Raw genomic sequence first — 20,099 nt, forward strand, 5'->3', positions numbered from 1 at the left:
CAATAGAGATACCGTCGTTCGCGTTGCGAACAGCCACATCCAGGCCACGGCTTTGTACGTTCAAACGGTTCGAGATTTGTAGACCCGCAGCGTCATCTTTTGCGCTGTTGATTTTGAAACCTGAAGACAAACGCTCCATTGAGGTTTGTTGTGCTGAGTTTGCGTTGTTTAGGTAACGCTGCGCGGTCATCGCTGATACGTTAGTGTTTACATTCACTGCCATGGTGATTTCTCCAATTGATTTTCCGATGTAGCGGTTTCCGACGTCTCGGAAAACCAAGTAGTTCTCTCAAAGTTACTTTTATTAACGGCGCTCAACCTGATTTCTTTAGGGAATTTTTTGGATTTTTTTGAAAAAAGTTCGTTTGGAAAGGGAATCGTGATGAAGCAGATAAAAAAGCAAAAAAACTTCAATTTTTCGCTAAAGCTTCTTTTCGAGCTGTCGATACAACCTGATTTTGCGTTGAAATTAAGAATCCAAATCACCTAACCAAGCAAGGTAAGTGCGAGGTTTGGCGCCTGTTTAGCTTGGGCTAAAATAGTGGTACTGACTTGTTGCAAGATCTGCTGCTTCACCATTTGCGTGGTTTCTTTGGCGTAATCAGTATCTTGAATACGACTGTTCGATGCCGCTAAATTTTCGTGGATGTTATCTAGATTATTGATCGCATGATTGAAGCGATTTTGATATGCACCTAACTCGGCACGTTGGCTATCGACAAATTTCATCGCCGTGTCTAGTACAGCGACAGCTTGCTGCGCCCCACCAACGGTTGTGATGTTCAGGTTATTGACTGCATCATAACCTTTCAACGACATCCCAAGCTCACTCGCAAGGTCTCCTGAGAATGAAATCGTTCCGGCGGTATCTTCTCCTGCCATAAAGATCTGTAACTGACCTTTTTCATTAACAGAAGCCGTCACTTTGTCGGTTTGGCCATTAATGTAGGTCGCGAGTTCTTCAATATCATCACCAGCTTTGGCATTGATTTGGATTTTTTCCGTCTCGCCAGAACGGTTGGTGAAAGACATCGTCAGATCATTGGCGTTCTCTTTTACCTGCCAATCAGAATCAGCACGCCCTTGAGCGACATAACTAAAGCCCCCCATGTCCAGCCCGTCAGTGCGCATCGATTTCAACTCAATCTGTACGGCTTCACCAGAAGCAGCACCGATTTGAAAAGACGATTTGCCGAATGTGCCATTCAACAGTTTGCGTCCACCAAAAGATGTGGTTTCCGCAATGCGGTTCAACTCATCGTTTAACGCAGTGACTTCTTCTTGCAACGCGGTACGCTCGGCTTGACTGTTTGAGCCATTAGCCGACTGAAGCGACAAGTCACGCATACGTTGCATGATGTTCGTCACCTCATTCATCGCGCCTTCTGCGGTTTGCATGATAGAGATGCCATCATTAGCGTTACGAACCGCCACATCCAAACCACGCATTTGTGATTGCAGACGATTGGAGATTTGCAGGCCTGCCGCGTCATCTTTTGCGCTGTTAATACGCTTCCCTGAAGACAAACGCTCCATGGATTGATTCAGCATATCCGTTGCACTGGTCAAATGACGTTGTGCGACAAGTGCTGCAACATTGGTATTAACGGTGATAGCCAAGAGACACAGACTCCAAATAAATTAAGACTTTGGATACTTATCGACCAAGCAACAGAAAGATTTAGTGTTTTTTGAAAAGAGATTGGAATGAGAGAATAGAAAACAAAAAACCCTCCGAGGGGAGGGCTTTGGAAGCTTTTAACTATTCATTACTTAATGGCCAGTTCTGCAAGCATTTCTTGTGAAGGAGCGAAGAAGTAAGCGCCTGTCACTGCTTTAGTGAAGCGAAGCAGTTGGTCTGTTTTACCGTCGGTTACGCCGTACATGCTCTCTAGCATCACTTTGATATTGTGAAGGGTATTGCAGTAAGAGATGAACAACAGACCGTGCGCACCAGTCACAGTGCCGTATGGCAAGCTATGACGAACAATCTTCAAACCTTTGCCTTCTTCTTTAATATCAACTCGACCAACGTGAGATGCTGCCGGTACGTCTTCTAGCTCGACTGAATCTGGTTTTGTACGACCAATAACTTTTTCTTGAGCTTTGATATTTAGGCGATTCCAAGCTGGCAAGTTGTGCTCAAAACGTTGAACCATAACATAGCTGCCACCAGCATATGGGCCATCTTTTACCAATGCTACGTCAGCGCGAGCGTCCCCTTTCGGGTTTTCTGTACCGTCGATAAAGTCCGTCATGTCACGTGCATCTAGGTAGCGGTAGCCGTACGTTTCATCCACGACCGTCACATCTTCTGCAATATCGGTTAGGAATTTGCGCATTACGTAAAAGTGCAAATCGTGGCGAGTAGAATGGCAGTGAATAAGCACATCAGCATCTGTTGTTGGCGCAATAATGTCGCCTTCACCAAGTTGCGGGAAATCAATCAGCTCTTCTGGTGCGTCAATATTTAGGTGCTGCCAGAATGATTTGGTGAATGCGATGGAAATCGTCAGATTAGCGCCCGGTTGACTGTTGTTTAAGTCTTTAACCAGCTCAGGAAGCGCTTTCAGTTTCGCCAATACGTTTTCACGGTTTTGGTTCACTTTTAGTTGAGTGTACAGTGCAAATGGCCCTGCTTCTGGCACGATCGCCGTTTGAGCTTGTGACATTGAGGTATCCTCTATACTTTGCCCCATTGCGGGAAATTATTGTTTTTAATTTTTTGAAGGCTGTTTCGCATCGTGCTCAAGTTGTGGCACGTTAAAACAGTCTTTTACCCATCTTCCGTTGAGAAGATAGATCATAAACCAAGTTAATAAGGTGATGGTTAGAGCATTTGCCCAATTGAATACACCATGTTCTAGGTACACATGATACATGGTCTGAGCGAGTTGAATACCGCACAAGATCAAAGTCATCTCACGGCCATATCGCGTTATTTGATTTACCCAACCACGATCTGGGTGACGCAATCCCATCAGCCACATCAATAACAGGCTTGGAATACCAATCGACAAACCTAAATACAACGTGCTGGAATCAGGATAGACAATGGACAAAAGCTTGCTGCCGCTTTCTCGGCTGACACCCGCCATTGCAAAAACCACCCAAGAGCGAGCCAGAAACATCCATCCTAGCCAAACAAGAATAGGCGCTTTCAAAAATCCATGAGCGTCATATTGGTCAAATGAGTAGCGCACAATATCGTCTTCTTAGTTTCATAAAAACGCCACTTTAACCGATCGATTCAGAGTTGCAAGCAAGCAAAGATGAGAACTAAAGTTCATTTCATCATCTTACGCAGGTAAACTAAACGCAGATTTACAGTGACGTCGATGAGAAACATGAAAAAAAGAACCCCTGCAACCCCAGTTCCTTCTCTAGAAACTCAAACCGAAGCCATGAAGATCGCAAAAGCGACACAGAAACCGGGTCAAACGAAAGAACAAACCAAACTGATTGCTCAAGGTATCGAAAAAGGCATCGCTCAATACAAAAAACAGCAAAAAGAGCGAAATCGTCAAGCAGACAAAGCAAAGAAAAAACAACAGCGTGAAAAACTGCGCCAGCATGAAGAAGATGTTATCGAGTCAGATAACATCACGGATAATACGCTAACCCACACCCCAAGTAAGTTGCCTTGGGCGCTACTTGCGTTAAGTTGGATTGGCTTTGCGGCTTACATTATGTTGAGTAAATAACGGATGAAACAGGTATTACTTGGATTTTTTGTCGTACTTCTCGCTGGGTGTACGATGCCTTCTCACGTGATTCATGCTCAAAGCCAAGATGTTCATATTCGCATTGACGGTCAGTTCAACCCTGAGCGATGCGAATACAAAGGTGAAGTCACTGGAAGCGAGGGCCATTGGTATAACTACATTTTCATGACCAATGACGCGATGATGCAAGGGGCGATGAATGATTTAAAAAACAATGCTGAGGCCATTGGCGCGGACACAGTGTTCATGGTTTCTCCGCAAGATTTCATCACCTCATTTAGCGTGCTGGGTTCTGCTTACCTCTGCAATGAGTGACGCCTAGATATGAAAAAAGCCAGCGATTGCTGGCTTATGCACGAAATCCAAGACTGCTAGCGATATCTCTCTCCCGATCTAAAACCCATTGGCTATCAAAAGGTCCCCAATCCGAAAGTTGGTAATAGCCGTCATTATGACGTCGGCCATCTTGAACGAATATGAGTTCAATGCCGATCCCCGGTAATGCCTTTAGTACATCTTGAATTGTACGACGAGGCCACCCCGTTTTTTCGATCAACTTTGGCACATTCGGCCTTTCTAGATTTTCCACCAACAAGGCCAAATATAGCCGCCTTGCAAAAACAGGACTCAATTCCATTGACACCTCCTAAAATTGTGCTGAATCATTATTTCGTTTTTGCCAAGTAAGATGTTGCGTTTGATCAATAACTCGACTTTTCCACTTGATTTAGGCGTTTTTTTATCCGCTTTATGCCAAATTAAGTTCTGTTTTGACATGTGAGACCAGTTATCCACTTCTATATGAAAATTATTCTCCACAGCGTTTTGTCAGTTTGATTGCTTCTTGATAGGATGCTGAATCAGCCAAGAAATACCTCCCCAAAGCGCGTTGCGCTCTAGAGAGTAAAAACAGAATAAAAAAGGGAAACATTATGACAATTACCATGTTCGGCATTCCAAACTGCGACACCATCAAAAAAGCAAAGAAATGGTTGGAAGCTGAAAACATTGCGTTTGATTTTCACGACTACCGCAAACAAGGTATTGATGCTCAAATGGTGACTGAATTTTGTCAGGCGCTAGGCTGGGAACAAGTTCTCAACAAACGTGGCACCACGTTCCGCCAACTGACTCAAGAACAAAAAGACACGCTTAACGAAGAAAATGCTATTGCGCTGTTGGTTGACAACCCAGCGATGATTAAGCGCCCAATTCTGAACGTAGACGGCCAACTCCATATCGGTTTCAAAGCAGACCAATACGCTACGATTTTTAATTCATAAATGTAAGGAAGACTCAAGGATGACAGACAGCCCAGTACTGGCACTTGCAAAAGACCTGATCAGCCGCCAGTCCGTAACACCTGAAGATGCAGGTTGTCAGGACCTAATGATCGAGCGTTTAAAAGCGCTCGGTTTTGAAATTGAAGTTATGGTGTTTGAAGACACCACCAACTTTTGGGCGCGTCGCGGTAACGAAGCGCCATTGTTTGCTTTCGCAGGCCACACAGATGTCGTACCCGCAGGCAAGCTAGAGCAATGGGATACACCACCGTTTGAGCCAACCATCATTGATGGTTACCTTCATGGTCGTGGTGCAGCCGATATGAAAGGCTCTTTGGCGGCGATGGTAGTGGCCGTTGAACGTTTCATTGCCGAGCACCCAGATCACAAAGGCTCGATTGGGTTTTTGATCACTTCTGATGAAGAAGGCCCTTTCATTAACGGTACCGTTCGCGTCGTAGAAGCGCTGATGGAACGTGGTGAGAACATCGACATGTGCATCGTTGGCGAGCCTTCTAGTACAGAAATTGTGGGTGATGTTGTAAAAAATGGCCGCCGAGGTTCGATTACCGGTGACCTGACCGTAAAAGGCACACAAGGCCATGTTGCCTACCCTCACCTCGCTAATAACCCTGTTCACGCATCGCTACTTGCCATCCACGAACTGGCAACAACAGAGTGGGATAAAGGCAATGATTACTTCCCACCAACAAGCTTCCAGATTCCCAATGTTTCTGCGGGTACAGGGGCATCTAACGTGATTCCTGGCGAGTTCAACGTTCAATTCAACCTACGTTTTAGCACCGAACTGAACAATGACACTATCGTCCAGCGCGTAACAGAAACACTGGATAAGCATGATCTCAACTACGATCTACATTGGACATTCAACGGCGACCCGTTCTTAACGGACACGGGTGCCCTACTTGATGCTGTGGTCGCTGCCGTAGCGGAAGTGAACAACACTAAACCAGCGCTACTCACAACGGGGGGTACATCAGACGGACGTTTCATTGCTCGCATGGGCGGTCAAGTTGTTGAGCTTGGACCTGTCAATGCCACGATTCACAAAGTGAACGAGTGCGTAAAAGTGGACGATCTTGAGAAGTTGACTGACATGTACGAAAACACCTTAAAACACCTACTCGCGAAGTAGTCGCACGTAGTTAACCCATTGATGAGCATACCATGACTCCTGCGCAACTCACCGGAACAACCGATTCTCACCTTCAATCAACCATGGTTGGTCAGAAGGCTTTTTTAATGCATCCCGATGTCGCGAACGATCTGCTCAATATGATCGAAGCAGCGAAAAAAGCGGGATTTAAAATGGAAATTGCCAGTGGCTTTCGAGACTTTTCTCGCCAGCGAGCAATTTGGAATGGGAAGTTCGAAGGTGAGTTGCCGATTTTAGATTCTAACTCGCAGCCTTTAAATAAGGCTGCGTTAAGTAACGAAGAAAAACTAAAGGCCATTCTTCGCTGGTCGGCATTACCAGGAGGAAGTCGTCATCATTGGGGGTGTGATTTCGATGTGTATGCTCGCAACTTACTTCCACCAGGCACTAAGTTGCAATTGGAACCTTGGGAATATCTAGAAGGTCATCAGCTGGCGTTTTATTGTTGGCTAAAAGATCACATTGATGAGTTCGGCTTTTTCTTCCCCTATCTGCAAGATTTAGGTGGCGTCGCCATTGAACCTTGGCACATTAGCCACAAAGTCATCGGTCAACAATGTGCTGCTCAACTGAACGCCGAAATGCTAAAAGATGAGCTGGTTCGACAAAATCAACAACACAACATTGCAGGGTTAGAATCGATACTGAATAATTTAGATAGCATCTTATCTACCTATATTCGCAATATCACCCCACCGCCGGAGGCGTTATGATCGAATTTCTTACCAACCCTTGGGTGATCATCATTGTGGTATTGAGTGTGATCATCGGGAACATTGCCGCTCTGAAGTACACCGCCAAAATGAAGTTCAACCAAATGGATAAAGGTCGCAAGAACGATTTAGATCGTCTAAACGAGCTAGATAAAGAGCGTTATGGCAACAATGAAAGTAACAAGTACGAACAAAAATAAGCGGCTTTCTAGTCGCTCTTGCTAATTGAGTTATGCATTTGAATGCTGTAATTTCAACTGTGCTCCGAGCAATGAAAAACGATCAAAAAAGGGACCGAATGGTCCCTTTTTTCTTTTCAATTCAACAATCTAACTTACTCTTTCACCACAGCACCAAGAACTGGCACCAGCGATTTCAAGAACTCTTCTTCAACAGGTTTGCCTGATGAATCGGTAATGTTGATAGAAGTGCGGTTGCCCAAGTCCCCTAGCAAGAAGGTGTATTTACCTGCTTTTAGGTCGACTGGCTTCACGCCAATTTCATTCCAGAATTCATCATCTGGAGATGCATACTTCGCTGTTACCGTACCTTGTGACTGGCTGCGCTCTTCAATCGTGAAGCCCATCTTAGGCAGAATGTTCGGTAAACGCTGCCACAATACATTGTATTGCGCACGAGCGATGATAACTGGCAGACCACTACGGTCTTTGCCCATCGTGACAGGAATCTGTTTCACCAACTCTTGAGCTTTACGCTGCGCTTCTTCACGAACTTCTTGATCGTAACGAGCCGTTACCAAGTTAGTCATGAACACGTTGTAACGCTCGCGGTTAGTCGCAGTCACTTCCTTAACTTGATCGCCTTCACGCCAGTCAATTAAGCTCACTTTGAAACCGTGTCGGCCATTTGCTTCTGCACGAGAGATCTCGTATCGGCTACCAATTTCTAGCTCTTCGTCAGGAGAGTTCCACGTTACCCAACCTGTCTCGATTCGAGAATCGGTTTGGCTTTCCACTGGAATTTTTCTTGCTTCAACCATGCCTTGCACAGTTTGCCAAACTTTATCTAGCTCATCTTTGCGTAATAGCCAAAGTGTCACTTCACCGTTACTACTGCGATCTAGGCGCGCACCAGGAATCAACTCAAGTACTTGCTGAGGTGGACGGATATCAACCGACTTCCCTAAGCCACCCGCATAACTGCCCTGAGGGATGTCATAGTTTGGGTAGAACTGAGGTTGAGCTCCTTGCGGAACATTCCATGCCTCTAGAGCTGGTGTGTTCAAATACTCGAAATCGTCTTTTGCTTGACGACGTTGGTTGGCACCACCTGAACAGGCAGTCAATACGAATACAGCTAATGAACTTAACACTAACTGGCTTGAAAGCTTCATCTATACTCCTAAAACACTGAGAGCTTAATCGCCCCCAGTATGAACTTCAATCCTAGTAAATACCTGCGTCTGTCAACGCCTGTTCCACGATCGGCTGCGATTTTTCAGAAAGTGCGGTTAAAGGAAGACGCAAGCCACCTTCTTCAATCAAACCCAGCTTATGCGCTGCCCATTTTACTGGGATCGGGCTTGATTCAACGAATAGGTTTTTATGCAGAGTCATCAAACGTTGGTTAATGATTTCTGCCTCTTCGAATTTACCTTCACTTGCCAAATGGAACATGTCTGCCATGTCTTTCGCTGCAATATTGTTCGTTACCGAGATAACACCATTGCCGCCCAGTTTCACGAATTCCAAGCCCGTCGCATCATCACCACTTAGTAAGATAAAATCTTCGCCACAAAGTTCACGGTGAAGTGCAATTCGGCTCAAATCGCCCGTCGCATCTTTTAGAGCAACGATATTATCAAGCTTTGACAAGCGTGCCACTGTCTCAGGTTGCAGATCTACGGCAGTACGACCCGGTACATTGTACAAAATTAGAGGTACGTCACTCGCTTCTGCGATCGCTTTGTAATGCTGGAACAAACCTTCTTGTGTTGGTTTGTTGTAATAAGGCGTCACACTCAAGAAACCTGCGATACCAGAATCCGCGAGTAATTTGCTAAATGTCACGGCTTCGTGGGTTGCATTTGCACCCGTGCCGGCAATCACGGGGATGCGACCGTTGGCAAACTCAACAGTTTTATTAACGACCTTTACATGCTCTTCAATGGTCAGTGTCGCTGACTCACCTGTCGTGCCTACTGCCACAATACCGTCTGTACCCGCTTCGATGTGGTACTCCACTAGCTTTTGTAGACCGTCGAAATCTACTTCACCATCTGCTTTGAATGGTGTAATCAGCGCTACGATACTTCCTGAAAACATGTTTATCTCCCTCATTTAACTCTTTCTGCATGGTACTGTAATGCGATTGAAAAACACAAGAGCGTAAACTCGCTTACAAAGTACAAATGAATGAATAATTATCAGTTGTTAGAGGTCTAGCAACTTAATTGCGCAATTTGGTCTTATTCCCAGCAATTTTGATAATCGTCTTGGTTATCTGGTTCTGTGCCTTAGCAGCCTGAAAAGGCTTGTTTTAGCGAGAATGACTTGGATATGTGCCCTTTAATTATCTAGGCGACAGGCCACGGGTAACTTCACCAAAGAATTTTTGCGGCCTATTGTTACGCTCAGAAATATACGCTTTAGCGACATTTATCAAGTCAGGTTTTAGTGAATAAAAAGGCTAGTTTAGCGCCAAATAAACCACTGATAGCGGCTCGCCAAGTTTTCACTGCTCATATTGTACTTATTTTCGGCATTTTCCCTGCTCGATGGCCTTCTGTGTCCCAGTCTACCCCATACTCACTACTTAGCACTTCACCTTTTTTAATCTCAATTATCCTGCGAACTAAAAAAAGAACTCACTCGATATTTCTCTTCGATATCTGTGCTAACATCTCTCTATTGAAGAAAGGACAAGAAGCTTATTTATGAAGCAACATCTGGTACTTACAGCAGTTGGAACGGATCGTCCGGGCATTTGTAACCAAGTGGTTAAGCTCGTGACTCAAGCTGGTTGTAACATCGTTGATAGCCGCATCGCTATCTTTGGCAATGAATTTACTCTGATCATGCTACTGACTGGAAATGCCAGTCACATCACTCGTGTTGAAACACAGCTGCCACTATTAGGGCAAGAACATGACCTAATCACCATCATGAAGCGAACGTCTGCGCACGAGCTGCTCGACAACAGTTACACGATGGAAGTCTTTATCGAATCTGAAGATCGTCCAGGACTGACAGAGAAATTTACTCAGTTCTTCGCAGACCAGCAAATTGGCTTAGATTCGCTCAGCGCACAAACCATTAGCAAATCCAAACTGCAGCTTGATGCTGACCAATTTCATATTGCGATCACCGCATCGGTCAGTGCTGATTGCAACCTGATGCAATTACAAGAAGATTTTGATGAACTTTGTAAGTCGCTCAACGTACAAGGTTCTCTGAATTTCATTAAAAACACACTATAAAGTAAAGGAAATTATAATGAATACGCTGACAGCAGGCTCGCCAGCGCCAGCCTTCTCTTTGCTCGACCAAGACGGCAATACTGTTACTCTTGATGACTTTAAAGGCAAGAAAGTCCTTTTCTATTTCTACCCATAAGCCATGACTCCAGGCTGTACCACGCAAGCAAAGGGCCTGCGTGATGTAAAAGCAGAACTAGATGCGCACAACGTGGTTGTTCTGGGTGTCAGTATCGACCCAGTTAAGCGCCTAGGTAAGTTCATTGAACGTGATGAGCTAAACTTCACGCTACTGTCTGACGAAGACCACGCTGTTGCTGAACAATTCGGTGTGTGGGGCGAAAAGAAATTCACCCTTAGAAATTTTTTATGACAAAAACCCTCGATAATTTTTTATGACAGTCTACCTTTGATATGTGGGTAACATATTGAGGGTTGTTTTGTGATAGAAAAGCATGAAGAAAACGATGTTTATGATGACTACCGATTGCTCTCCATAGAGGTAGATACATTAGCTAAACTGAGAATCTCAGAGATCATCGATAGTAACTCTGGAGAGGTGATCTATTCTCCCTACCTTTCCCCATCCAATCTACAATCACGCCTAAAGAAAACCGATATTATCGTTGCACCTGATGGGAGTGTTGTTTATCCACAATCTCTTTACCTAGTATCAAAACTACGCGGTGAAGGTGCCGTAAAGGATACCGACTCGATTGCCAAAGGCTTATTGGCCTTCACTCGGTATTTGGACTCTACCCATTACCCCCAAGTTGATGACGATGGGTATGAGATACCTCCTGAGTATTTAACTTATAAAACCCTGACGAAGTATGAAGAAGAGGGATCGCCTTGGCGCTTTGCAGAGCACCTTTTAGCAAACTGTCGAGCCAAAGCGGATGCTACTGGTGAAGAAGCATACTCGCTTAACTCTGTAAGAAGCTATATGGGCGCTGTTATTGGCTTTTATAAGTGGATGCAAAAGTACGGTTACCTCAAAAATGATGATGAGCATATATTGACACACTTCCGCGAGGCTGAGGCTTACATCGACGACGCCAATCAGCACGACATGCTTGCCCACACCAAGTCTGGCGGAAAGCGAGTCTATGAAATATCAAACATCATGAAGATGTTTCCCAAAAACGATCAAACGCCTGCTTATCAAAAATTGAAGCCTATGACGTTCGACCATAAAGAGCTGTTCTATAGACATATTGATACGTTACCAAAGGCTATTTCCCTAATGCTGAGGTTGTCTGAAGAGGCAGGACTTAGGATTGATGAGGCCACCCACTTTCCTGCTCGTCATATTGGTGACAAGGATTGCAGTGATCTAGAAGTCGTGCCAGTGCACATTACGCACACCAAAGGTAGTAAGCCCCGCACGGTTGAAATCCCTATCGCACTGTATGAGGAATTAGAGCAATACAAGGAAAGTAGTCAGCGACAAAGGAATCTGACTCGACGAAAAGAGCTAATTGATTCTAAAGAAGAGCGAGACACCACTGAGTATCTTTTTATTTCTAACAAAGGGCGGCCTTACACAAAAAATACTCTGGAAGTGCATTTTGGCGTACTGAGAAAGCTTATCCGTGCAATAGAACCTAGTTGGTACTACCGAATCCACGATTTACGCTCAACCTTTGCCACACATTGGCTTTGGAATGAGTCTCAGGAACGACAGGTTGACTATGAGTACTTAATGGACGAGTTAGCCTTGTTAATGGGGCATTTAAACACAGCCACGACGGAAAAGTACATCAAGTTCATAAATAAATTTGATGAGCAGTTAAGGGTAGCAGAGAGCAAAAATAACAAGATCAACAAAGGATTGTAGTATGGCAAAAAGCCCACTAGCTAAGAACTCAAAGACGGTTAAACACGTCAGAAACAATAAGAATATTATCCCGTTTAACTTCCTAATTCCATACAAAAACATGAAGCAAAGTAAGGTAACAGAGTTTGATATTTCTCACTTGTTGCACTTAAGAGCAGATAAAAACAATTGCAAAATTGAAAGTCGCACACCTTATTTAAAAAGCTTTTGTCAAAATGCACAAAAGTACGTTGATAACAATAAGTCAGCATCGTCAGTAACAAAGGCTTATGAAAACTTAAAGCCCTTCATTGTCTTTTGTGATTCAGTGAACGTTAACCCATTCTCCGAGGAAGGATATTTAAAATACGCGGGGAATGATGGTGAGCTACGACATCGCATTAAAATGTATACCCCGTCAAAAAAATTATGGGAAAGACACCACGGAGATGAACTTGGTATTAAGGAACCAACAGCTGCTAGTTCCCTTACACAACTTCGCACTGCACTTACTTGGTGTGGCTTACCCGCTGATTCATGGACAAGGCACCATAGGGGATTTTCTCGTTGGCCTACCCCCAAAAAAGGCTACTCTGAAACCGAAGAAGAACTCCTTGTCACTCGTTTGAGCGAGGTATTTTTCACATTAGCACCACAGCTTATTGCAGCCAAAAAGGAGAACTTAGCACTACCAGAAAAGTTACCTGTTGTTATTAATTTAGGTAGATATCAAGAAGTAATTTCGGTCCAAACTTCTCTAAAAAGCCAAACACTCGGGCAAAGTAAGAACGGTACATCAGTAAACCACAGTGCTGCATTTAACCTAGCAATGGGGGCAGCTTATCACCTAATGTGTTTTTTCACCTCATTGAACGACAGCAATATTAGAGCCATCGCCCACCCAATTACAATTCATACTGATGAACGTGATAAAAGCATAAAGGTAGTTAAGGTATCGAGTTTTAAAGCGCGATCAAATAAAGAAGTAGACGCAGTTCTAACCAATGAGAGTTACGAGACATTTGATGTCGAAAAGCGTGATGGAGTGAAGTTTATTAAAACTCTGGAGAAACTTTCAGAACTGTACGGTAGTGGTAAGGAAGGTACAGAGTTGATATTCACTCTCAATAATAAGGGTAATATAAACGACAAATTTAATTTGGTAAGATTAAACAAACATCTAATGGTGATGTTAAACCTTCTCTCACCCACCCGAGCATCCATTCTTCCTTGGCTAAAAGAACTGTTTTATAGCTATAAAAACCAACGAGTCATCGAGCTTAGTAAAGAAGTAAATGATATTGGTAGAAGCGTGGTACGCAAAGTTATTCGGCCGTGCAGTAAAACTGGAGCATTTCGAGGCGCAACCAATACCGCCTACTGCATTTTATCGTGTTACACAGACTTACCCCTCAAGGGCATATTACTGCCGCTGACTTATTCGGATAAAGACGCTGAGGGCAACATCATAATTTCGTTCAAATATCGGAATGGAGACAGCAATTACTTCTCTATTCCTGCCACTGACAAACCGTTAGTCCAAGATATTGAGCAATACGCCACTAAGTTAGCAGATAAGCAATGCTCAAAAAAGCATGAACGATTATTATTCAAAAGAGGTGGAGCAAATCATACCCCTCAGGACTGGGAAGGGATAAGCCCGATCTCATCCAGCCAAATGTTAACGTGGTCAATTGAGCCAAATAGCTACTTTATTTCACTTCAGTCAAGCCGCTGGCGAGAAATGACCAGTAACCAAGTGTACTCCGTGAGTGGCGCTGGCGGCGTTCAAAACCTCCTGCAAAACCTTCTTCAAACCATTGAGAAACACTATGCCAATGGCGACCCAAGGCTCAACAAAATCATCGTCTCACAATCTCTACAAGTGATGGAACTATTGGATGAAGAGACGGGTTTAGAGCAAGCAAAAGAGATAGTTGCAGCCAAACTTGGCATCACAATGCTGACGCATGATGAATGGAAAAAGAAGCAAGAGGAAGAAAGGGCAAAAACCAATCCCAATGGCATTCATTGCAATGGGAAACAAATCATTGCAGGTGGAAAAAACACCCAGCGTGAAACCAATAACGCCATCAAGCTACAGCTACCTTGTGCTGAGTACGACATGTGCCATAAATGCCAATCAGCCAAAGCCGTCAATGAGACTCAACACATCTATAAACTTATCTCTTTCATTGATGTACTAAGGGAGGCAGTAAACCTGTACCCTAACGCGCAAGAGGAAGTCCATGAAAGAATCGCCGCTTTTGAGTTTACCCTCGATGGTGCCAGCAAGAATGTGTACGACGGTGCAATGGCATTATTTAACAAAAACGGGCGTCACCCTCGGGTATCTATGGAGCACGCCATTTTAGCCCTACAACATTGATTGGGAGCCAATCATGATAAAGCTACCTAAGTACAATATTGACCAACAAGATGCCCTGTTAAGCGCGCAAAATCATGTTGGAGGCTACACAAACTACCTGAAGGATGTGTTAGAGCCTGCCATTAAATTGGGAGAGTGGGATAACTTTGAAGCGCTAGATATTGGTTTTAGCGTCACAGGAGAATCATTGGGTAAGGTGGGTGACAACGATGCTTGGAGAAAGCTTCAACTCTTTTTTGAACCTAACGCTACCAAAATTAATACATTAAACTTTGAGATAGATGAAAAAGTAATCGAGAGAAATCTGAGAAACCAATTAAAAGCACTCGCTTTAAAAATGATATGGCTATCACCTAAAAATTATTCATTTCAGTCTATTTATAATACCATCGTCGCCTTAAAAAAGCTTGTTCCCCCACTACTCGATGAAGGGGAAAACTGCTTAGGTTCCGTAGACTTTGAGCGGCTAGAAACATGGGTAATTACAGATTTTACTGACATAGATTTTGAACGGGAGAGCATCTATTCCGCACTTAATAAATTGTACACCGAGGCAGAAGGTTTGCCTTTTGAAGTGCCATTAACTAAACGATTGACTCCCTCCATTTTTGGGTTAACTTTTAGAGAGGCTGAACAATACACCGTTATCCCTCAACGCCTATATTATATGGGGCTACAAAAGTCAGAAGCATTGGTAAATGAGCTATACCCTATTCGTGACAAACTTAGTCAGCTATCTTGTTATATTTCGACTTACTTTGATAAAGTTTATGAAGGTTATGCTAAATACCTTTTAAGTGATGAATCAAAAACTAAAAAAGGTAAAATCCATTGGCTTTTAGGCAAGACTAATACCCTTAATAAAGAAAGAACCATTGCCTTTCAAGAAGCCTTTTTAGCATTAAACTCCCCATCCGAAGCAAAAACCCTTAAGTTACTAAAAAGGTATAAGCCAGAAGTCAAAAGTAATTATATTGACCAGTTTCACCCAAATAACGAATTGAGTATTGGAACAAGGAAAATCACACATATTAAAGAAGCTCAATCACTATTTAGACATCTTAACGGTGGTTGTTGTTGGACTTTAATGTCTCGCACAGGTATGCGCTCTGATGAACTCTATCATATTCATACAGCTAACGGATGCACAACGGAGATCATATCAAAACAAACAATTCACATTATTCATGCTGATCTATCGAAAACTATTAGAGGTTCTCAGTCAAAGCAGGATGAGTTTGTTACAACAGAAGTCGGTAAAAAAGCTTACGAGATACTACAAGCTTTACATACACCACTTAGAGAGCACAGCCCTGAAAGCTATGCGTTTTTCCACAAAACAAAAGGGGGCTGTAGTGCTATGGGGGCAAAAGATCCCAGTAGGCATGCTAAAGCTTGGTTTGAAAACGAATTGAGTGAAGAGCTTGCACTTACCAATGGCGATTTAATTGATTTGAAGGTCTCCGATCCTAACCTTTCGTTTAATGTGGGGGATGACTATAACTTCTCAGGACATCAGCTCCGCCGCTCGTTTGCCTACTACCTGATCGGCTTCGAGCTTTGTGCGTTCCCCCAACTCAAGCAGCAGTTCAGCCATGTATCGATGGCGATGACACGCCATTACGCTAAGAACGCCAGTAAATTCCAGAAAATAAGAAAGAAAAAGGAGAACTTGGCTCACGCCATTGATGAAGAAAGGATTGATCAAAAAGCGCAGGTGTACCTCAACATCTACAAGAAGCTCGCTAACAAAGAACGTGTCGCTGGCGGCAAGGGCAAAGAGTTTGCCAAAAACATGATGAAGGCTAAGCGTAACCTGTTTAAAGATAAGGTCGATGACGACATGCTCTCGCTCAACTACTGGAAAAAGCAAATCCGAGATCAAAAGCGCCACATTCATGCAGTAGCCCCTGGAATTTACTGCACGTCTACAGGCTGTAGTCTGCGCACACAGGTAAATCTTCTTGAATGTGTTGACTGTAAGAATGACTACATTGTTGATGCTGTTTTTGCGGAGTCTAAACGTAAGGAGGCTGAAATCAATATGCTATGGGACATTGTACATGATGAATTAACGCCTCAAACGGCATCAGAAGCGTATATAAAAATTACGGCTGCGGAGCGCATTATGAAAGACTTAGGTATCAACTTTGAGCCTGTTGAGCTCCCACAACAAGCTAAAGATCTTTTGATTCTTTACGAGGTAACTCAATAATGACAAAGGCGACCAAACACAAATTACTGGAAGCCCTAGAGCGACTATTAGAAGGCAAGCCTGAAAATCGTGAACTGAGGAAAAAAGCTCGTGAAGGTAAGTTAAAAATTAACAATAGTACCGTTGAGAAGGAAGCCGGCCTCTCGGTTGGCTCACTGCGCAGGCATGAAGACGTTCGAGTCATGATCAAGACTAAACTTCTTGAAGCTCGGGGGGCACAAGACGGCTCTAGCCAAACACCTATTGATGTATTACAAGCTGATATTAAACAACTAAAGCAAGACAAGACTCAAGCGAATAAAAAGAAAAAAGAGTATTACGACGAAGCTCAAAGCCATAAGGAGGCATTAGCTGTTCAAGCTGCCACTCATATCAAAATAGTTCAAGACCTAATGGAAATGCTTCCTGCGTCAGAGCGAGAAAAAGCTATAGATAAGGTGGTTAATGCCAGACCAGATAATATCGTTGAAGGTAATTTTAGAAAGTAACTGAGCCTCGTTTAAAGTTACTACTAGACAGCACTAGCAAGCATAGATAAAACTAGACATAAAAAGAAAGCTCGATTTAGAGTAAAGTTAAAGAAAGTAAGGATAACCCATGGCTATCGAAGCAGGACAAACCGCTCCAGATTTCACATTAAACGACCAAAACAACAACCCAGTAACCCTCTCTGAACTGAAGGGAAAAAAAGTACTACTCTATTTCTACCCACGCGCTTCAACGCCTGGGTGTACAGTCCAAGCTCAAGGACTTCGTGATACTAAAGCTGAACTAGATGCTCACAATGTTGTTGTGCTTGGTATTAGCCCTGACACCCCAAAAAAGCTGACGAACTTTATCAACAAGCAAGAGCTTAACTTCACTCTACTAGCTGATGAAGAACACGAAGTTTGTGAGAAGTACAGTGTATGGCAACTCAAGAAGTTCATGGGCCGTGAGAATATGGGCGTTGTAAGAACAAGTTTCTTGATTGACGAGTCAGGCAACCTCGAACATGTATTCAACAAGTTCAAGACCAAAGATCACCATGAAGTTGTATTGGAATATCTAAACAGCAAGTAGCCAATTCAAGCTCTAACCGGCACATTCTAGTAGGGGCTACCAAGCCCCTACTCAAACAAATACTTCTAAAACCCAACAAACGTGCCACTGATAGCGGCAGGCGATCCAAGCAACCCATCTGTGGTGTCGTACTGAGCTGAGTTCGACCAGATTACGCATTTTTTTCACAGCCAGTTCTCGAACACCATCCACAATGTACTCGTCTAAGGTGAACTCAATAAACTCTATTTGAACAGGGGTAAACTCGCCCGAAATATGCACTTGGTCTATCTGAAGCGACGAGTTCTGTACTTGTATGTGTTTCCCTAGCATAAATGACAGAACGTCGCTAATGTTCAAAAATTCACATTACTCAATTTTTGTAAGCATTCCCCGCACAGCTCTCATTTGAATTAGGCACAAAAACTTCTCCCAAGAATCACTCATAGATAACAGCTCTTCTATGTCGACTCTTTCGATAGTTTTCCCCGTTAATGACTTAAGTGCACTTAAGCTAGATGACGAAACCTCATCACTGGTGATGTCTGGTAACGTAATTTTCTCAACACCCTTTAACCTATCGAGAAACTTAGTTCCTTCATTTGTGAGAAGTAACGGTTTTATTTGGGCTCTTTTAGCAGCGTGGTCCAACCAGAACGTCAGATAATCAGGAACAGAACCATTCAAACGAAAACAGAGTAAAACTTCTTCATCTAATAATGAGAGGAACGTCTTCCCCCAACGGCACCCTTAAAGCTTGCTTGAGGAGCTTTGCCATCCATCATCTTTTTAAGGTTCTCAGGTATAAATTGACTTGAATCGGGAGTAGTTTGCCAACTTGCTTCACCGTTTTCTTCTGGCGTCCAATTGATGGTGGGTCCGTTATCTTCAATCGCAATGGACAAAATGTTATGTTCACCGAGAACAGCCATAAGGTTCTGACACAAGAGGACTTTGAACTGTTTTTAGAACAGATTGAGTCGTGTGAATAAGAAAAGGCGTCATCGTGACGCCTTTTACTTTTTACTCTTTGAAGCAAGGTTCTCCTTGCTTAGCGCACCACTCTTTTATTTCTAAAATAACACCGTCAGGAGAGTCCTCTCTATCTGGGGAAGGGTGGAAGATCAAAGCATTACCATCAGGGTGAGATACTAACTCTGAAAAATGAGCGGATAGATTTGATATATGCAAGTCATAAGCTTCATCATCTAAATCGTTAGTGTCGGTGTCTTCAAAAAACTCTTCTAAGAAGCGATAGAATTCCGCCTCGGTGTAGTCTTGTAAGGCATCTTTAATTACAAGCTTCATATTATTGATCCTTATGTATGCTGATATGTCGTTTCGGGGTAAGGACACATAAATTATCTACATGGAATACTTCTCCACCATGCTGTATCTCTTCTTTGTGGTGTAACTCATACCTTTGTCTCCCTCCAACTTGTTCACTTGGTAGCGAAAAAGGAGAGCGGCCTCTCTTGATCAAACGTTGATTCGCACGGCTGAACTGGTTGATTAAAGTTTGGTCTTCACCAACGGCGTACCAAAAGCCTTCTCTAAATGCATCAAAACTACTGAACTCTCTTCCTCTTAGCTTATCAGCAATTTGGGAGGGTATTGGAGCACCAAAGTCTTTACCCGCATCAGCTAACCAGATACCAAAGATATCTTCGCCCTTACCAGTAACGACTCCGGGCTTATCTCTCGGGCTTTCTTTGTAAACCACATAGAGCGGAGCAATGCCTGATCTTTCAGGGAATACCAAGATCGCATCACGCCAGTCTTTCTCTTCTGGCGCAGGCGTAACGGTGACGTTCGCATCGCTATCCGAGTGGATTGGCGTGACCAGTATATCGTCTTTTTCAAACCCATCACTATGATCGGGGGTAGTTTGCCAACTTGCTTCACCGTTTTCTTCTGGAGTCCAATAGATGGTTGGTCCGTTCTCTTCAATCGCAACGGACAACTGACCATTGTTCCCTTGTTTCACATATTTGATGGGGATTCGTGTGTCATCTACATGATAGCCCTGTACGTGCGGATAAAACTCACCATCTTGGGGCTCGGTAATGTGGACACGAACGCGGCTTTGCGCCGTGGTTACTTGGCGTAAATCTTGGTCTGTGTATTGGGTGTTATCGCCAAATAAGCTTTGCTGCATGGCAAACAAAGCGCCAATACCGTCGACCTGCCAGCGGTAGCCCTCGACGATTTTGTCTTTCAATGTGCCGGCCAGTTTATCTAACTGCATCGCTGCGGTTTGGGTTTGCTGCATTTGCTCTGGGGAACCGGCGACAGCTGCGG

Annotated in this window: 22 protein-coding genes and 2 pseudogenes; 13 read left to right on the forward strand and 11 right to left on the reverse strand. The window is 43.6% G+C overall.

The genetic code is table 11. The annotated features are described in order from the left end of the window. The 4 genes and pseudogenes from NL646_RS22735 to NL646_RS22750 form a co-directional block, all read right to left on the reverse strand. A pseudogene (locus NL646_RS22735) lies at positions 1-223 on the reverse strand (flagellin); the annotation flags it as partial. Between the two features lie 263 nt (positions 224-486). Continuing rightward, positions 487-1,620 (reverse strand): flagellin, encoded by a 1,134-nt coding sequence (locus NL646_RS22740; RefSeq protein ID WP_005484572.1) that lies wholly within the window; start codon positions 1,618-1,620, stop codon positions 487-489. 149 nt (positions 1,621-1,769) lie between these two features. Further along, positions 1,770-2,672, reverse strand: coding sequence for a Dyp-type peroxidase (locus NL646_RS22745; RefSeq protein WP_253664726.1), 903 nt, complete (start codon positions 2,670-2,672; stop codon positions 1,770-1,772). A gap of 45 nt (positions 2,673-2,717) precedes the next feature. Continuing rightward, entirely contained in the window at positions 2,718-3,203 is a 486-nt protein-coding gene (locus NL646_RS22750; protein ID WP_005484554.1) for a DUF2919 domain-containing protein, read from the reverse strand. A gap of 144 nt (positions 3,204-3,347) precedes the next feature. On the opposite strand from NL646_RS22750, the gene NL646_RS22755 reads away from it, so the two are divergent. Next, positions 3,348-3,704 (forward strand): DUF2956 domain-containing protein, encoded by a 357-nt coding sequence (locus NL646_RS22755; RefSeq protein WP_140330918.1) that lies wholly within the window; start codon positions 3,348-3,350, stop codon positions 3,702-3,704. A gap of 3 nt (positions 3,705-3,707) precedes the next feature. Beyond that, positions 3,708-4,040, forward strand: coding sequence for a DUF4156 domain-containing protein (locus NL646_RS22760; RefSeq protein ID WP_025637365.1), 333 nt, complete (start codon positions 3,708-3,710; stop codon positions 4,038-4,040). Positions 4,041-4,074: 34 nt separating this feature from the next. Here NL646_RS22760 and NL646_RS22765 read toward each other — a convergent pair whose 3' ends face one another. Beyond that, positions 4,075-4,362: a helix-turn-helix domain-containing protein gene (locus NL646_RS22765; protein ID WP_005494336.1), complete on the reverse strand. Its 288-nt coding sequence runs from the start codon at positions 4,360-4,362 to the stop codon at positions 4,075-4,077. A gap of 295 nt (positions 4,363-4,657) precedes the next feature. On the opposite strand from NL646_RS22765, the gene NL646_RS22770 reads away from it, so the two are divergent. The 4 genes from NL646_RS22770 to NL646_RS22785 are packed head-to-tail and all read left to right on the forward strand — an operon-like array spanning position 4,658 to position 7,098. Next, entirely contained in the window at positions 4,658-5,008 is a 351-nt protein-coding gene (locus NL646_RS22770) for an ArsC family reductase (protein WP_005484501.1), read from the forward strand. A gap of 19 nt (positions 5,009-5,027) precedes the next feature. Next, on the forward strand, positions 5,028-6,164 hold the full coding sequence (gene dapE, locus NL646_RS22775) for a succinyl-diaminopimelate desuccinylase (protein WP_005457682.1): 1,137 nt from the start codon (positions 5,028-5,030) through the stop codon (positions 6,162-6,164). Positions 6,165-6,196: 32 nt separating this feature from the next. Then, entirely contained in the window at positions 6,197-6,898 is a 702-nt protein-coding gene (locus tag NL646_RS22780; protein ID WP_140266964.1) for a M15 family metallopeptidase, read from the forward strand. Further along, complete coding sequence (locus NL646_RS22785) at positions 6,895-7,098, forward strand: DUF2897 family protein (RefSeq protein WP_065870853.1); 204 nt, start codon at positions 6,895-6,897, stop codon at positions 7,096-7,098. The genes NL646_RS22780 and NL646_RS22785 overlap by 4 nt, the downstream gene beginning before the upstream one ends. Positions 7,099-7,232: 134 nt before the next feature. Here the strand turns inward: NL646_RS22785 and bamC are convergent, their stop codons facing one another. After that, positions 7,233-8,252 carry an outer membrane protein assembly factor BamC gene (bamC, locus tag NL646_RS22790; RefSeq protein ID WP_025524302.1) on the reverse strand — a complete coding sequence of 340 codons (1,020 nt, stop codon included), beginning with the start codon at positions 8,250-8,252 and terminating at the stop codon, positions 7,233-7,235. 52 nt (positions 8,253-8,304) lie between these two features. Next, on the reverse strand, positions 8,305-9,183 hold the full coding sequence (gene dapA / locus NL646_RS22795; RefSeq protein ID WP_005457716.1) for a 4-hydroxy-tetrahydrodipicolinate synthase: 879 nt from the start codon (positions 9,181-9,183) through the stop codon (positions 8,305-8,307). Between the two features lie 611 nt (positions 9,184-9,794). Between dapA and NL646_RS22800 the strand changes: the two genes are divergently transcribed. From NL646_RS22800 to bcp (NL646_RS22830), 7 genes and pseudogenes are all read left to right on the forward strand, one after another. Beyond that, the gene (locus NL646_RS22800) at positions 9,795-10,337 is read left to right on the forward strand and encodes a glycine cleavage system protein R (RefSeq protein ID WP_005465166.1); all 543 of its coding nucleotides are present in this window, start codon (positions 9,795-9,797) and stop codon (positions 10,335-10,337) included. A gap of 16 nt (positions 10,338-10,353) precedes the next feature. Continuing rightward, a pseudogene (bcp, locus tag NL646_RS22805) lies at positions 10,354-10,686 on the forward strand (thioredoxin-dependent thiol peroxidase); the annotation flags it as partial. A 90-nt stretch (positions 10,687-10,776) separates the two neighbouring features. Next, positions 10,777-12,174, forward strand: a complete 1,398-nt coding sequence (locus tag NL646_RS22810; protein ID WP_053349788.1) for a site-specific integrase — start codon at positions 10,777-10,779, stop codon at positions 12,172-12,174. A 1-nt stretch (position 12,175) separates the two neighbouring features. Then, complete coding sequence (locus NL646_RS22815) at positions 12,176-14,542, forward strand: hypothetical protein (RefSeq protein ID WP_053349789.1); 2,367 nt, start codon at positions 12,176-12,178, stop codon at positions 14,540-14,542. Positions 14,543-14,555: 13 nt separating this feature from the next. Beyond that, positions 14,556-16,757, forward strand: coding sequence for a site-specific integrase (locus NL646_RS22820; RefSeq protein ID WP_203499977.1), 2,202 nt, complete (start codon positions 14,556-14,558; stop codon positions 16,755-16,757). Then, a complete protein-coding gene (locus NL646_RS22825) occupies positions 16,757-17,245 on the forward strand; it encodes a hypothetical protein (RefSeq protein ID WP_053349791.1) in 489 nt (162 codons plus the stop codon). The genes NL646_RS22820 and NL646_RS22825 overlap by 1 nt, the downstream gene beginning before the upstream one ends. Positions 17,246-17,354: 109 nt before the next feature. Further along, positions 17,355-17,819 (forward strand): thioredoxin-dependent thiol peroxidase, encoded by a 465-nt coding sequence (gene bcp, locus NL646_RS22830; protein WP_053349792.1) that lies wholly within the window; start codon positions 17,355-17,357, stop codon positions 17,817-17,819. A 51-nt stretch (positions 17,820-17,870) separates the two neighbouring features. On the opposite strand, the gene NL646_RS22835 is transcribed toward bcp (NL646_RS22830), so the two are convergent. From NL646_RS22835 to NL646_RS22850, 4 genes are all read right to left on the reverse strand, one after another. Further along, positions 17,871-18,158, reverse strand: coding sequence for a hypothetical protein (locus NL646_RS22835; RefSeq protein WP_155487274.1), 288 nt, complete (start codon positions 18,156-18,158; stop codon positions 17,871-17,873). A 353-nt stretch (positions 18,159-18,511) separates the two neighbouring features. Next, complete coding sequence (locus NL646_RS22840; RefSeq protein ID WP_172677723.1) at positions 18,512-18,730, reverse strand: hypothetical protein; 219 nt, start codon at positions 18,728-18,730, stop codon at positions 18,512-18,514. A gap of 91 nt (positions 18,731-18,821) precedes the next feature. After that, complete coding sequence (locus tag NL646_RS22845; protein ID WP_038160611.1) at positions 18,822-19,106, reverse strand: bacteriocin immunity protein; 285 nt, start codon at positions 19,104-19,106, stop codon at positions 18,822-18,824. A 1-nt stretch (position 19,107) separates the two neighbouring features. Further along, a partial coding sequence (locus NL646_RS22850; protein WP_253664727.1) for an S-type pyocin domain-containing protein occupies positions 19,108-20,099 on the reverse strand: 992 nt, incomplete at its 5' end.

It is taken from the genome of Vibrio sp. Y20_XG_PY13 (genome assembly GCF_024181925.1).
Taxonomy (GTDB): domain Bacteria; phylum Pseudomonadota; class Gammaproteobacteria; order Enterobacterales; family Vibrionaceae; genus Vibrio; species Vibrio parahaemolyticus.

What these genes read in the sequence shown, in the direction of transcription:
- NL646_RS22745 (WP_253664726.1), bottom strand. Translation starts at nt 2,672, where the DNA reads ATGTCACAAGCTCAAACGGCGATCGTGCCAGAAGCAGGGCCATTTGCA.
- NL646_RS22755 (WP_140330918.1), top strand. Translation starts at nt 3,348, where the DNA reads ATGAAAAAAAGAACCCCTGCAACCCCAGTTCCTTCTCTAGAAACTCAA.
- NL646_RS22760 (WP_025637365.1), top strand. Translation starts at nt 3,708, where the DNA reads ATGAAACAGGTATTACTTGGATTTTTTGTCGTACTTCTCGCTGGGTGT.
- NL646_RS22765 (WP_005494336.1), bottom strand. Translation starts at nt 4,362, where the DNA reads ATGGAATTGAGTCCTGTTTTTGCAAGGCGGCTATATTTGGCCTTGTTG.
- NL646_RS22770 (WP_005484501.1), top strand. Translation starts at nt 4,658, where the DNA reads ATGACAATTACCATGTTCGGCATTCCAAACTGCGACACCATCAAAAAA.
- dapE (WP_005457682.1), top strand. Translation starts at nt 5,028, where the DNA reads ATGACAGACAGCCCAGTACTGGCACTTGCAAAAGACCTGATCAGCCGC.
- NL646_RS22780 (WP_140266964.1), top strand. Translation starts at nt 6,197, where the DNA reads ATGACTCCTGCGCAACTCACCGGAACAACCGATTCTCACCTTCAATCA.
- NL646_RS22785 (WP_065870853.1), top strand. Translation starts at nt 6,895, where the DNA reads ATGATCGAATTTCTTACCAACCCTTGGGTGATCATCATTGTGGTATTG.
- bamC (WP_025524302.1), bottom strand. Translation starts at nt 8,252, where the DNA reads ATGAAGCTTTCAAGCCAGTTAGTGTTAAGTTCATTAGCTGTATTCGTA.
- dapA (WP_005457716.1), bottom strand. Translation starts at nt 9,183, where the DNA reads ATGTTTTCAGGAAGTATCGTAGCGCTGATTACACCATTCAAAGCAGAT.
- NL646_RS22800 (WP_005465166.1), top strand. Translation starts at nt 9,795, where the DNA reads ATGAAGCAACATCTGGTACTTACAGCAGTTGGAACGGATCGTCCGGGC.
- NL646_RS22815 (WP_053349789.1), top strand. Translation starts at nt 12,176, where the DNA reads ATGGCAAAAAGCCCACTAGCTAAGAACTCAAAGACGGTTAAACACGTC.
- NL646_RS22820 (WP_203499977.1), top strand. Translation starts at nt 14,556, where the DNA reads ATGATAAAGCTACCTAAGTACAATATTGACCAACAAGATGCCCTGTTA.
- NL646_RS22825 (WP_053349791.1), top strand. Translation starts at nt 16,757, where the DNA reads ATGACAAAGGCGACCAAACACAAATTACTGGAAGCCCTAGAGCGACTA.
- bcp (WP_053349792.1), top strand. Translation starts at nt 17,355, where the DNA reads ATGGCTATCGAAGCAGGACAAACCGCTCCAGATTTCACATTAAACGAC.
- NL646_RS22840 (WP_172677723.1), bottom strand. Translation starts at nt 18,730, where the DNA reads ATGGCTGTTCTCGGTGAACATAACATTTTGTCCATTGCGATTGAAGAT.
- NL646_RS22845 (WP_038160611.1), bottom strand. Translation starts at nt 19,106, where the DNA reads ATGAAGCTTGTAATTAAAGATGCCTTACAAGACTACACCGAGGCGGAA.